Here is a 12,314-nt window from a genome sequence, read left to right as displayed (position 1 = left end):
CTCTGGTTACGAAAACTGTCCACGGAAACATCCCTCCCCGCCACAGGAGATGTCAACGCGCGTAGACGTGAGGAGCGTAGAGGATCGCGGACGGAAAGGATGGCACCGGCCTCAGTGCTTCGCCAACCCCGCGGTCCGCGCCGCGAGTTCGCTGATGCGGGCGCCGTCGAAGCCGAAGACCGCGCTGCGGAGCCGGTCCTCCAGGGGCTCGGTCCACTGCGGAGGGATCGCGGCGGCTCCGCACAGCACCCCCGCGAACGAACCGGCCGTCGCGCCGTTGGAGTCCGTGTCCAGGCCGCCCCGGACCGTCAGCGCCACGGTGCGGGTGAAGTCCCCGTCGCCGTACAGCAGCCCCGCGGTGATCACGGCGGCGTTCGGGACGGTGTGGATCCAGCCGAGGCCCGCCGTCTCCTTGGCGACCGTGGACAGGGTCTCCTCCCAGGTCAGCCGCGAGTCGTGCAGGGAGGCCGTGCGGCGTACGACGCGGGCCAGGCGGCTGCTCGCGGGGATCACGCAGAGCGCGGCGTCGAGGGCGGCGCGCGGGGTCGGCGCGGTGAAGGCGGCGGAGATCAGGGCGGCGGCCCACATCGCGCCGTAGACGCCGTTCCCGGTGTGCGAGAGGACCGCGTCGCGACGGGCCAGGGAGGCGGCGCGGCGCGGGGCGCCCGGACTGGTCCAGCCGAAGACGTCCGCGCGGATCAGGGCGCCGATCCACTCCTGGTACGGGTTGTCGTACGTCGCCGTGAGCGGGGGTTTGAGGCCGTTCGCGAGATTGCGGTAGGCGGAGCGCTCCGCCGTGAACGTCTGGAGGTAGGGCAGGCGCAGCAGCCACAGCTCGCCGACCTGCTCCGTCGTGAACGCGAAGCCGTGGGTCTCCAGGAGGTGCAGGCCGAGCACCGCGTAGTCCACGTCGTCGTCGCGGCAGCTGCCGTGGATGCGCCCGCGCACGCACTGGCGCCACTCGGGACGCAGCGCCGACGCCACCTCGTCCGACGGCGGCTCGGGCAGGTAGTCGGTCAGCGGCAGGGCCTCGGCCTGCCGCAGATACCGGTCGATGCGCTCGCGCGTCCACACCTCGCCCTGCTCGACCGGCTTGCCGAGCATGTTGCCTGCGATCCGGCCGAGCCAGCCGCCGAGCACACGGTCGGAGAGGGCGCGTTCGGTGAGGTCGGTGACCCGGGGGCCGGTTGGCGTCATGAGACCGGTGTACCCGCTTTTGAAGATCAACGGTCGTGCGGGTTTGCGGCTCTTTGTGCGAATATTCCGGCCGCGATCGCCGGTCCGGGGACCGGACGACCATGGGCAGCGGACCCCTCCTGCGGTTAAGGTCGCAGCGGCGCGACTGCCTTGCCTCGAGCAAGGCGCAACAGCAAGGGGAGAGCAAGGTGGCGGACGCTGCACACACCGCGCGGCACGTGTTGATCGCGGCGGACAAGTTCAAGGGCTCGCTCACCGCGGTGCAGGTCGCACAGCGTGTGACGGCGGGTCTGCACCGGGTCGCGCCCGAGGTCACGGTGGAGTCCGTGCCGGTCGCGGACGGCGGCGACGGGACGGTGGCGGCCGCGGTCGCGGCCGGGTTCGAGCGCCGCGAGGTCCCGGTGACGGGGCCGCTCGGCGAGCCGGTCGTCGCCGCGTACGCGCTGCGCGAGGGCACGGCCGTCGTGGAGATGGCGGAGGCCTCCGGCCTCCAGCTGCTGCCCGAGGGCGGGTTCGCGCCGCTGACGGCGACGACGTACGGGTCCGGCGAGGTGATCACCGCCGCGCTCGACGCGGGGGCGCGCTCGATCGTGTTCGGCGTGGGCGGCAGCGCCACGACGGACGGCGGCGCGGGCATGCTGTCCGCGCTCGGCGCGCGGCTCCTGGACGCGGACGGCAAGCCGGTCGGACCGGGCGGCGGGGCCCTCGCGGATCTCGCCTCGGCCGATCTGTCCGGGCTCGACGCGCGCCTCGCCGACGTCGAACTCGTCCTGGCGAGCGACGTCGACAACCCGCTCACAGGCCCGAAGGGCGCGCCCGCGATCTACGGGCCGCAGAAGGGCGCCACTCCGGACGACATCGCGGAGCTGGACACCGCGCTCGCCCACTTCGCGAAGGTGCTCTCCGAGTCGATCGGGCCGAAGGCGCTCGAGTACGCGGAGTCTCCGGGCGCGGGCGCCGCGGGCGGCATCGGGTACGGGGCGCTCGTCGGGCTCGGCGCGAGCTTCAGGCCCGGCATCGAGGTCATGCTCGACGTGCTCGGCTTCGCGCCCGCCCTTGAGCGGGCCGAGCTCGTGATCACCGGTGAGGGCTCGCTGGACGAGCAGACACTGCACGGCAAGGCCCCGGCGGGCGTCGCCGCGGCGGCGCGGGCGGCGGGCGTCGAGGTCGTCGCCGTGTGCGGACGCCTCGCGCTGGCGCCTGAGGTGCTGGGCCGGGCCGGTATCCGTCGCGCGTACGCGCTCACCGACGTGGAGCCGGACGTGGCGCGCTGCATCGCCGAGGCGGGGCCGATCCTGGAGGACGTGGCGGAGCGCATCGGGGAGGACTTCCTGCGCTGAGGCGGGGGGGGGGGCGGGACTCGTTGAGCCCCTGCGGCGTTTGAGCAGCGGCGTCCGGGGCGGAGCCCGGATCTTCGAGCCCTGCTCTCGGACGAGGGCCGGCGGGGTCTTTCAAGCCCCGCCGGCGATTGAGGCGCGGGGTCCGGGGCGGAGCCCCGTGGCGTGGGGCAGGGAGCGCGCCTCGCCGCCCCGCGAGCGGTCCCTCACCCCGGCGACAGCCGGTACGCGTCAAGGGCCAGTGTCATCTCCATCAGATCCCGTGGCCGCGACAGCGAACGCGACGTCAACTGCTCCAGCCTGCGCAGGCGGTTGAAGACCGTGTTGCGGTGGCAGTACAGGCGGCCCGCCGCCCGCCCCGCCGAGCCCTCGCACGCCAGCCACGCGTCCAGCGTCTCCAACAGGACGGCACGGTCGGCCGGTTCGAGCGACAGGAGCCCGCCGAAGACGCCCGCCACCAGGCGCTGCGCCAGGTCCGGCTGGCTCACCACCAGGGCCGTCGGCATCCGCTCGTCCAGGCGGACCACGCCCGTCGTGTCCGGAGGGCAGGTACGCAGCGCGAGTTCGGCGAGGCGGCGGGCGTGCCCGAGTTCGGCGAGGCCCTTGACCACGGGGCTGACCCCGCCGGGGCCCGGACAGCGGCCGTCGAGCAGCGCCGCCAGATCGTCCAGCGTGCGGCCCGCCCCGAGCGCCGCGACGCCCACCTCGCAGTCCGCCCGCATCCGCCACACGAACCGGAACCGCTCGTCCTGGAGCCGCCGGTGGAACGCCTCGCGCCCGCCCTGCCGCTCCACTCGGAGCACGACGACCGCGTACGGGCCGTGCTCGGGCAGATCGAGGCCCGCCGCCGCGCGCGCCGCGAGGCCCGGCGCCGGACGGCCGTCCAGGAGCGCGTCGAGCAGCGCCTGGGTCTGCTCGTCGGTGCGGCGGCGCAGCTCCAACTCCGTTGCCCGGTACGCCTCGGAGGCCGCCTCGGCCTGCGCGTCCACCGCCGCCCACACCATCGTCGCCGACCGCATCAGCGCCTTCAGGCGGGCCGGTTCGCCGCCCGCGCTCTCCATCAGCGCGTCCCAGACCAGATAGCCCGCGTTGCGATAGGCGTGGATCAGGAGGTCGAGCGGCAGGCCCTGGCCCGCCCTGCGCCGACCGGCGTCCTCCGCGTACTCCAGGTCCCTGCGCGGCGAGTCGCGGGGCGCCGAGATCGTCTCGATGCCGATCCGCATCGCCTGCTCGGCCTCCCGCCACTGGTCGTCGTACGGCAGCACGCGCGCGTAGACGTCCGAGAACGCGAAGAGCTGCCGCAGGTGCTCGTCGACGAGCTCCGGCACCCGGTCGAGCAGCGTGCCGCATGCCTCCTTGAGCAACTGCCAGTCCTGGCCCGTGCGGTGCTTGCGTGTGCCCATCGCCCCTCCCCAACGAGCCGTAAAGCGACGGCAAAGAGCTCACCCGCTTGTGCGGAGGATGCCACCCGCCCCGCGTCACCGGCAGGCCCCTGACACGCGGTCTTGTGCGCGGGCACAACCGGGGCGGGCGGGCGCTGGGCCCGCGCAGCGATTCCCGGGCCGCCCGTGGACGGGCCGTCCGCGCGGTGCTGTCGTGAGCGCCACCGGTCCAGGGAGGGACGCACACAGTGACCGATGTGAGCAAGGCAAACGAACCAGGGCTCGTCGTCGACGACGTGTCCGTCGGCTACGGGCCCGTCCGCGCGCTGCGCGGCGTGACCCTGGAGGTGCCGGCGGGCTCCGTCGTCGCCGTGCTCGGCGGCAACGGCGCGGGCAAGACGACGCTGCTGCGCGCCGTCTCGCGCACCCTCGGCTTCCACGGCGGGGCGGTGACGTCCGGCACCGTGGACTTCGGCGGGCGGCCGATCGGCAGCCTGTCCGCCGACCGCGTGGTGGCCGCCGGGGTCTGCCAAGTACCGGAGGGGCGGCGGGTGTTCGCGCGGATGACCGTCGCGGACAATCTGCGGGCCGGCGCGCTCGGCTCGCACGGTTCGCGGGCCGACAAGGCGGCGGCGCTGCGGCGCGTGCACGAGCTGTTCCCCGTGCTCGCCGACCGGGCGCAGCAGCGGGCCGGGCTGCTGTCCGGCGGCGAGCAGCAGATGCTCGCCGTGGGCCGCGCCCTGATGGCCGCGCCGAAACTGCTGCTCCTGGACGAACCGTCGCTGGGCCTCGCCCCGCTGATGGCCGCCCGGATCGCGGACACGATCCGCGAGATCAACGCCCAGGGTGTTTCCGTGCTCCTCGTCGAGCAGAACGCGGCGCTCGCCCTGCGGCTCGCCTCGCACGCGTACGTCCTGGAGGTCGGCGAGATCACCCTGCACGGCCGCGCCGAGGAACTCGCGGGCTCCGACGAGGTGCGCCGCCGCTACCTGGGCGTGGTCGACGAGACGGCCGCCTCGGACGCCGCCGCCGCGACCGGCGGGGCCGCGCACGCGCCGACGCTGAGCCGTTGGGGAGGCGCGCGATGACCGACGTACCGCCCCTGTACGTCAGGGACCTGACCGTACGGTTCGCCGGCCTCACGGCCCTCGACGCCATCGGCCTGACCGTCGAACCGGGCACCGTGCACGCCGTCATCGGTCCGAACGGCGCGGGCAAGTCCACCACCTTCAACGTCCTCTCCGGCGTCTACCGGGCCACCTCCGGCACCGTCCACCTCGGCGAGCAGGAACTCACCGGGCTGCCCCCGCACCGCATCGCCGAACTCGGCGTCGCCCGCACCTTCCAGAACCTCGCGCTGCCGCCGCACACCACCGTCGCCGACAGCCTGCTGCTCGGCCGGCACCGGCTGACCCGGGCGGGCTTCGTCGCGGCGGGCCTGCGGCTGCCGTCGGCGGCCCGCGAGGAGCGCGCACACCGCGAACGGGTATCGGAGATCGCCGAGTTCGTCGGCATCGCCGATCAACTGACCACACCCACCGGCTCGTTGCCGTACGGCGCGCAGAAGCTCGCCGAACTGGCCCGCGCCCTGTGCATGGAGCCCAAGATCCTCCTCCTCGACGAACCCGTCGCCGGCATGACCGCCGACGAACGCCGCCGCACCGCCGCCGTCATCGCGGGCGTCCGCGACAGCCTCGGCATCTCCATCGTCCTGGTCGAGCACGACATGGGCGTCGTCATGCGGCTCGCCGACGAGGTGACGGTCCTCGACTTCGGCCGCCGCATCGCGGGCGGGCCCCCGGAGCGGGTGCAGAACGACCCGGCGGTGGTCCAGGCGTACCTGGGCGCCCCCGAAGAGCCGGAGGCCACCGCATGAACGAATTCTCGACGTTCCTCGAACTCCTCATCAACGGCGTCTCGATGGGCTCCGTCTACGCCCTCATCGCCCTCGGCTTCGTCGTCATCTTCCGGGCCACCGAGGTCGTCAACTTCGCCCACGCCTCGCTGCTGCTCGCCGGCGGCTACGTCATCGCGTCGCTCCACGACGACCTCGGGTTCTGGCCCGCGGTCGGCGTCGGCATCGCGGCCGCGGCCGTCGTCGGCGCCGCCGTCGAGTTCCTCGTGATGCGGCGCTACCGGGGGCGCGACCACAGCGTCCTCGCCATCGTCACCATCGGCGTCGACATCCTTTTGACCACCGAACTCACCCGCCGCCTCGGCACCGACGTGCTCGCCATGGGCGACCCGTGGGGCGACGCCGTGCTCACCGTCGGCGGGGTGTCGATCGCGCACACCCGGATCGCCGCGCTCGCCGCCGCGGCCCTGCTCATCACCGCGTTCCTGCTTACGTTCCGCTACACCTCGTGGGGCGTCGCGATGCGCGCCGCCGCCGAGAGCAGCGAGACCGCCGCGCTGATGGGCGTGCGGCTCGGGCGGGTGTCGCTCGGCGCGTGGGCCGTGGCGGGCGGGCTCGCGGCCGTCGCCGCGCTGTTCCTGACCGTGTTCCCGACGCCGGGCCTCGAACGGGCCACGTCGCTGGCCGCGCTCAAGGCCTTCCCCGCCGCGATCCTCGGCGGCCTCGACTCCACGACCGGCGCGCTCGTCGGCGGGCTGATCGTCGGCGTCACCGAGTCCCTCGCCGCGGGCTACCAGAGCGAACTCGCCTTCATGGGTCGCGGACTCGGCGATCTCGCGCCCTATCTCGTGATGACCGTGATCCTGCTGCTGCGGCCCTCGGGGCTCTTCGGGACGAAGGAGCTCGCCCGTGTCTGACGTACTCGCCTCGGATGCCCCACCCGCCAAGTCCCGTTCAACGTACGGCAGGTCACTGCGCGCGCTCCTGTCGCGCCGCCGTACGTACGTCATCGCGGCCTGCGCCCTGCTGCTGCTCGCCCTGCCGTTCTACCTGGAACGCTTCTGGCTGCAAGCCGGACTGTTCGCCATGGCCGCCGCCATCGGTGCCATCGGTCTCAACCTGCTGACCGGCGCCACCGGCCAACTCTCCATGGGACACGCCTTCTTCCTCGCCGTCGGCGCCTACGGGTACTGCGTGTTCGCGGGGGAGCGGGGGCAGGCGCTCGACGGGCTCGGGCTCCCGCCGTGGCTCGCCGCCGTGCTCGCGGTGCTCGTCGCGGGCCTCGCGGGCGGCCTGTTCAGCCCCATCGCGGGCCGTCTCAAGGGCGCGTACCTCGGCATCGCGACCCTCGCGCTGATCTTCATCGGGCAGCACGTCCTGTTCAACGCCGAGGACCTGACCGGCGGCGCCAACGGACGCGACGTACCCGCCATGAGCCTGTTCGGCCTCACCTTCGACGAGAGTGAACTCGCCGTCGCCGGCGTCCCGTTCGGTGCCTCCGAGAAGCTCTGGTACCTCGGCCTGCTGCTCACGCTCGGCTGCGGTCTCTTCGCCCGCGGCGTGCTGCGCGGACGGCCCGGGCGTGCCCTCAACGCGATCCGCGACCACCGCATCGCGGCCGGGGTGCTCGGCGTGCCGGTCGCCCGCTACCGCGGCTTCGTCTTCGTGCTCTCGTCGATGTACGCGGGGCTCGCGGGCGTCCTGCTCGCCCTGGTCTTCCAGCGCACCGTGCCCGACTACTTCGGCATCACGCTCTCCCTCGAATACCTCGCCATGATCGTCATCGGCGGCCTCGGCTCGGTGGCGGGCGCCGTCGTCGGCGCCGCCTTCGTCTCGCTGCTGCCGCAACTGCTCACCCGGTACAGCGACGCCCTGCCCCTCGTCTCCGCGCCCGGCACCGGCGGCGTGGCCCCCGGCGAGGCGTCCCGCTATCTGTACGGCGCCGCCGTCGTGGCGGTCGTCCTTTTCCTACCCGGCGGACTTGTGCGGCTGACCGCCCAGCGAGCCAGAAAACACCCTCAGGAGGACGCATGAACCCAAGGAACGGCCGCACCCGCGCGCTCACGGTGACCGCTGTCGCCACCCTGCTCGCGCTGACCGCCGCGTGCAGCTCCAAGGCCAAGGACGACGACGGCGACAAGCAGAGCGCGGGCGGCGTCAAGACCGGCAAGGGCATCACCGGCAAGACCATCAACCTCGGCGTCCTCACCGACATGACCGGCGTCTACGCGACGCTCGGCAAGTCCGTCACGCAGGCCCAGCAGCTGTACGTGAAGCAGTTCAACGCAGCGGGCGGAGCCTGCGGCTACAAGGCCAAGCTGACCGTGCGCGACCACGGCTACGACCCGCAGAAGGCCGTCGCCGCCTACACGGAACTGGCGCCCGACGTGCTCGGCTTCCCGCAGTTCCTCGGCTCGCCGTTCGTCGCCGCCGTCAAGCAGCGCATCGACGGCCAGGACAAGGCGGTAGTCCTTCCGCAGGCCTGGTCGGCCCATCTGCTCGGCAGTAAGTACGTGCGTGTCATCGGCTCGACGTACGACATCGAGACGATCAACGCGATCGACTTCCTGATGAAGGAGAAGGGCCTGAAGAAGGGCGACAAGCTCGGCCACGTCTACTTCGAGGGCGACTACGGCGAGAACGCGCTCCAGGGCTCGACGTACATGGCGAAGGAGGCCGGGCTCACCGTCGTCGAGCAGAAGATCAAGCCGACCGACAACGACATGACCGCCCAGGTCGCCGCCCTGAAGAAGGCCGGAGTCAAGGGCGTCGTGATCAGTGCGGGTCCGCGCCAGGCGGCTTCCCTCGTCGGCGTCGCGGCGGCGGCGAAGCTGAACGCGCCGATCATCGGCAACAACTCGGCGTACTCGCCGCAGCTGCTCGGCACCCAGGCGGCCCCGGCGCTGCTGAAGAACTACTGGGTAGCCTCGCCCTCGCTGCCCATCGGCGCGGACACCCCGGAGGCGAAGAAGCTGGTCGCCGACTACAAGAAGGCCTATCCGAAGGACGCGCTCGACAACGGCGTCGTCGCGGGCTGGACCGCGGCGGCCGTCTTCGGAGAGGCCCTGAAGAAGGCCTGCGAGAGCAAGGACCTCACGCGCGAGGGTGTCGACAAGGCGCTGCTGTCGCTGAGCGACTTCGAGAACGGCTTCGGCGTCACCCAGGACTTCTCCGACCCCAAGGCCCCGTCCTCGCACGGATCGGTGATCCTTCGGCCCGACAAGTCGGCGGTCGGCGGCATGAAGGTCGTGCGTCAGCCGTCCGAGTCGGAGGAGGCCAAGGGCTTCACGCCGCAGGTGAGTTGACGCCAGTACGCGTCGGCGGGCGCCCGCAGCGCCCGCCACGCGTCGACGAACAGCCGGGTCGCGGCGCGGCCCGGCCAGTCGTGCGGAAGCAGCGTGTCGGGCAGTCGTGGATCGCGCTCGAACGTGGACCGCCAGGCGTGCACGAGCCGCGTCCGCGCGACGAACGCGGCCTCCGGCCCCCGCACCTGCCCGACACGGTCCCCGAACCGCGCCAGGAACTCCTCATGAGCGCGCCGTACGTCACTCAACTCCCACGTCTGGCGTACGAGTTCGTCGTCGTCCTCCTTCCCGGCACGGGCCTGCACGGCGCCTGACATGACTTGCCCGACCCGGCCGATACGCATGCCATGACTCCGAAAACGTGTGGACCGACCACCCTCCGTCACGGGACACTCCGATTCCCGGCCCCCACCGCGGCCGGAAGCCCACACCCTCCAACACCCAAGGGACGGGATCGGATTGACCTCATTGCGCGAAGTGCCACCGAGTCGCGGCTCGGTACTGCTCGCACTCCGCTACTACGGACGTGAACTGGCCGACGCACGCCGGTTCGCGATCCCCGCGATGCTGCTGCCCGCGCTCGGCAACATCGGCATCTTCTACCTCGCGCCGCTCGTCGTCGCCAAGCTCGTCGGCCACCTCGCCGACGGCGGCGAGCGCGGCACTCACGCACTGCTGCCGTACGTCCTCGCCTTCGCCGGTGTGCTCCTGGCCGCCGAGGCGCTGTGGCGCATCGGATTCCATTGCATCAACCGGCTCGAGGCGCGTGCCATCTCACGTCTCTACGTGATCGGCATGGACGAGCTGTACGCGAAGGACGCCACGTTCTTCCACGACAACTTCGCCGGCGCGCTCACCAAGCGCGTCCTGAGCTTCGCCGCCCGCTTCGAGGAGTTCGCCGACGTACTGATCTTCAACGTGATGGCCAGCTTCGTGCCGATCATCTTCGGATCGGTGGTGCTGTGGCGCTACGAGCCGTGGCTCGTCGTCGTGCTCCTGGCGATGATCGCGATCACCGGCCTGTGCGTGCGGCCCCTGATCCGCCGCCGCCAGAAGCTCGTCAACGCGCGCGAGGCGGCCTTCACCCACATGTCGGGGCACGTCGCCGACAGCCTGATGAACATGGAGACGGTCCGTGCCTTCGCCGCCGAGGAGCGCGAGGCCGCCGAGCACCGGGAGCGGGTCGCGGACGCCCGCGGCCACATACTGCGCGCCTGGGACTACGGGAATCTGCGCGTGGACACCCTCGTCGCCCCGCTCTCCGTGCTGACCAACGCCCTCGGACTGCTCCTCGCGGTCACCCTCGCGGGCAACGGCCGGGGCGTCGAGGCGATCGTCGTCGCGTTCACGTACTTCACCAACGCGACGCGGATCATGTTCGAGTTCAACCAGATCTACCGGCGTCTGGAGCGCGCCATGACGGAGGCGGCCCAGTTCACGGAGCTGCTGCGGGACAAGCCGACGGTGCTCGACCCGGCCGAGCCCGAGGAGCCGCAGAAGACCTCGGCCGCCGCGGTCCGCTTCGAGCGGGTCGCGTACACGCACGCCGGCGCGGAGCCGTTGTTCACGGGGCTCGACCTGACCGTGCCCGGCGGCACCAGGCTCGGCCTGGTCGGCCGCTCGGGCGGCGGCAAGACCACCCTCACCCGCCTCCTCCTGCGGATGATGGACATCGACGGCGGCCGCATCCTCATCGACGGCCAGGACATCTCCCGACTCCGCCAGGCCGACCTGCGGTCCCTGATCGCGTACGTCCCCCAGGAACCGGCCATGTTCCACCGCAGCCTGAGCGAGAACATCGCCTTCGCCCGGCCGGGGGCGAGCGCGGCGGAGGTCAGGCGGGCGGCGGAGGCGGCGCACGTCACCGAATTCGCCGACACCCTGCCGGAGGGCTTCGACACGATGGTCGGGGAGCGCGGCATCAAGCTCTCCGGCGGCCAGCGCCAGCGGGTCGCGCTCGCCCGCGCGATCCTGCGGGACGCGCCGATCCTGCTCCTGGACGAGGCGACCAGTGCGCTCGACTCGGAGAGCGAGCTGCTCGTGCAGGAGGCCCTCTGGCGTCTCATGGAGGGCCGCACGGCGCTGGTGGTCGCCCACCGCCTGAGTACGGTGGCGGGCATGGACAGCCTGGTCGTCCTGGACCACGGCCGCATCGTGGAGCAGGGCAGCCACACCGAGCTCCTGGCCGCCCACGGCACCTACGCCAAACTCTGGCAACACCAATCGGGCGGCTTCCTGGAGGAGGCGGCCTGAGCCGTTCAAGCCCTCTGTGGGTGACCAAATCAAGCCCCTCCGGCGATTGAGGAGCGGGGTCCGGGGCGGAGCCCCGAGAGCGCAACCACGGCGCCGGTGACACGCACAAAAAGCGGTGGGCCCGAGCCAAAAGGCTCGGGCCCACCACTCACACGTTCCGCCGGGCTACGGCAGCTGCGCCGCACGCGCCTCACGCCGGTTGCCCCGGAAATTGTTCACACGCCGCGCCGTCGCGAACAGCGGGATCACGGCGCCGAGCACGACCTGGAGCGTGCAGCCCATCGCCAGCAGCAGCTGCCCACCGGGCGCGTCGAACGCCCAGGCCGCCAGCATGGCCATGCTCACCACGATCCAGCCCAGCATCGCGACCGCGAGCCGCCCCCGCGGCTTCGGGTACTCGACCCGGCTGACCATGAGCCACGCCGTACCGATGATCGCGAGGAGCGTCGCCACGAAGGGCAGCTCCAGGAGCACGATCGAGACGACGGTCAGCGCGCCGAACGGCGACGGCATCCCCTGGAACGTGCCGTCCTTCACGGTCACGCACGAGAACCGCGCAAGCCGCAGCACCACCGCCAGCAGCACCACGATGGCACCCACCGCGGCGACTCTCTGGTGCGCGTCGTCGGCGACCATGCCGTAGACCAGCACGAAGTAAGCAGGAGCCAACCCGAAGCTGATCAGGTCGGACAGGTTGTCCAGCTCCGCGCCCATCGGCGAGGACCGCAGCTTGCGCGCCACCAGACCGTCGAACAGGTCGAAGATCGCGGCGGCGAGCATCAGGATCACGGCCGTCGCGGCGGAGTGCCGCGCCATGCCGGAGTCCGCGCTGCCCTGGATGTGCGGGATCAGGATCCCGGTCGTCGTGAAGTAGACGGCCATGAAGCCGCACGTGGCGTTGCCCAGCGTCAGGGTGTCCGCTATCGACAGCCGGAGCGACAGCGGCATCTCTTCCGCGTCGTCCGCCAGGTCGTCGTCCGCCCAG

At 72.1% G+C, this 12,314-nt stretch carries 11 protein-coding genes; 7 read left to right on the top strand and 4 right to left on the bottom strand.

Annotated elements, in window-relative coordinates; translation table 11 throughout:
• Positions 1 to 111 precede the first annotated feature (111 nt).
• Positions 112 to 1,197 (bottom strand): ADP-ribosylglycohydrolase family protein, encoded by a 1,086-nt coding sequence (locus tag ACNYS0_RS09810; RefSeq protein ID WP_422472378.1) that lies wholly within the window; start codon positions 1,195 to 1,197, stop codon positions 112 to 114.
• Between the two features lie 218 nt (positions 1,198 to 1,415).
• Between ACNYS0_RS09810 and ACNYS0_RS09805 the strand changes: the two genes are divergently transcribed.
• Positions 1,416 to 2,537 (top strand): glycerate kinase, encoded by a 1,122-nt coding sequence (locus ACNYS0_RS09805; RefSeq protein WP_422482555.1) that lies wholly within the window; start codon positions 1,416 to 1,418, stop codon positions 2,535 to 2,537.
• 203 nt (positions 2,538 to 2,740) lie between these two features.
• Here the strand turns inward: ACNYS0_RS09805 and ACNYS0_RS09800 are convergent, their stop codons facing one another.
• On the bottom strand, positions 2,741 to 3,937 hold the full coding sequence (locus ACNYS0_RS09800; protein WP_422472376.1) for an RsbRD N-terminal domain-containing protein: 1,197 nt from the start codon (positions 3,935 to 3,937) through the stop codon (positions 2,741 to 2,743).
• Positions 3,938 to 4,173: 236 nt separating this feature from the next.
• Between ACNYS0_RS09800 and ACNYS0_RS09795 the strand changes: the two genes are divergently transcribed.
• The 5 genes from ACNYS0_RS09795 to ACNYS0_RS09775 are packed head-to-tail and all read left to right on the top strand — an operon-like array spanning position 4,174 to position 9,076.
• Entirely contained in the window at positions 4,174 to 5,004 is an 831-nt protein-coding gene (locus ACNYS0_RS09795) for an ABC transporter ATP-binding protein (protein ID WP_422472374.1), read from the top strand.
• On the top strand, positions 5,001 to 5,792 hold the full coding sequence (locus ACNYS0_RS09790) for an ABC transporter ATP-binding protein (protein WP_422472372.1): 792 nt from the start codon (positions 5,001 to 5,003) through the stop codon (positions 5,790 to 5,792). Before ACNYS0_RS09795 ends, ACNYS0_RS09790 begins: the two co-directional genes overlap by 4 nt.
• Entirely contained in the window at positions 5,789 to 6,688 is a 900-nt protein-coding gene (locus tag ACNYS0_RS09785) for a branched-chain amino acid ABC transporter permease (RefSeq protein ID WP_422472370.1), read from the top strand. Before ACNYS0_RS09790 ends, ACNYS0_RS09785 begins: the two co-directional genes overlap by 4 nt.
• On the top strand, positions 6,681 to 7,805 hold the full coding sequence (locus ACNYS0_RS09780; RefSeq protein ID WP_422472368.1) for a branched-chain amino acid ABC transporter permease: 1,125 nt from the start codon (positions 6,681 to 6,683) through the stop codon (positions 7,803 to 7,805). The genes ACNYS0_RS09785 and ACNYS0_RS09780 overlap by 8 nt, the downstream gene beginning before the upstream one ends.
• Complete coding sequence (locus ACNYS0_RS09775) at positions 7,802 to 9,076, top strand: ABC transporter substrate-binding protein (protein ID WP_422472366.1); 1,275 nt, start codon at positions 7,802 to 7,804, stop codon at positions 9,074 to 9,076. The genes ACNYS0_RS09780 and ACNYS0_RS09775 overlap by 4 nt, the downstream gene beginning before the upstream one ends.
• On the opposite strand, the gene ACNYS0_RS09770 is transcribed toward ACNYS0_RS09775, so the two are convergent.
• Positions 9,025 to 9,393 (bottom strand): PaaX family transcriptional regulator C-terminal domain-containing protein, encoded by a 369-nt coding sequence (locus tag ACNYS0_RS09770; RefSeq protein WP_422472364.1) that lies wholly within the window; start codon positions 9,391 to 9,393, stop codon positions 9,025 to 9,027. The genes ACNYS0_RS09775 and ACNYS0_RS09770 overlap by 52 nt on opposite strands.
• Positions 9,394 to 9,544: 151 nt before the next feature.
• Here ACNYS0_RS09770 and ACNYS0_RS09765 point away from each other — a divergent pair, with 151 nt between their 5' ends.
• Positions 9,545 to 11,329: an ABC transporter ATP-binding protein gene (locus ACNYS0_RS09765; RefSeq protein WP_422472362.1), complete on the top strand. Its 1,785-nt coding sequence runs from the start codon at positions 9,545 to 9,547 to the stop codon at positions 11,327 to 11,329.
• A 165-nt stretch (positions 11,330 to 11,494) separates the two neighbouring features.
• On the opposite strand, the gene pssA is transcribed toward ACNYS0_RS09765, so the two are convergent.
• Positions 11,495 to 12,277, bottom strand: coding sequence for a CDP-diacylglycerol--serine O-phosphatidyltransferase (pssA, locus tag ACNYS0_RS09760; RefSeq protein ID WP_422482553.1), 783 nt, complete (start codon positions 12,275 to 12,277; stop codon positions 11,495 to 11,497).
• Positions 12,278 to 12,314: the final 37 nt, after the last annotated feature.

The sequence above is a fragment of the Streptomyces anthophorae genome, from assembly GCF_049310305.1.
Lineage (GTDB): Bacteria > Actinomycetota > Actinomycetes > Streptomycetales > Streptomycetaceae > Streptomyces.
The sequence above is the reverse complement of the archived record's forward strand: the minus strand, read 5'-3'. Positions and strand labels throughout refer to the sequence as shown.

What these genes read in the sequence shown, in the direction of transcription:
- pssA (WP_422482553.1), bottom strand. Translation starts at nt 12,277, where the DNA reads ATGCCGCTGTCGCTCCGGCTGTCGATAGCGGACACCCTGACGCTGGGC.
- ACNYS0_RS09790 (WP_422472372.1), top strand. Translation starts at nt 5,001, where the DNA reads ATGACCGACGTACCGCCCCTGTACGTCAGGGACCTGACCGTACGGTTC.
- ACNYS0_RS09800 (WP_422472376.1), bottom strand. Translation starts at nt 3,937, where the DNA reads ATGGGCACACGCAAGCACCGCACGGGCCAGGACTGGCAGTTGCTCAAG.
- ACNYS0_RS09775 (WP_422472366.1), top strand. Translation starts at nt 7,802, where the DNA reads ATGAACCCAAGGAACGGCCGCACCCGCGCGCTCACGGTGACCGCTGTC.
- ACNYS0_RS09785 (WP_422472370.1), top strand. Translation starts at nt 5,789, where the DNA reads ATGAACGAATTCTCGACGTTCCTCGAACTCCTCATCAACGGCGTCTCG.
- ACNYS0_RS09770 (WP_422472364.1), bottom strand. Translation starts at nt 9,393, where the DNA reads ATGTCAGGCGCCGTGCAGGCCCGTGCCGGGAAGGAGGACGACGACGAA.
- ACNYS0_RS09810 (WP_422472378.1), bottom strand. Translation starts at nt 1,197, where the DNA reads ATGACGCCAACCGGCCCCCGGGTCACCGACCTCACCGAACGCGCCCTC.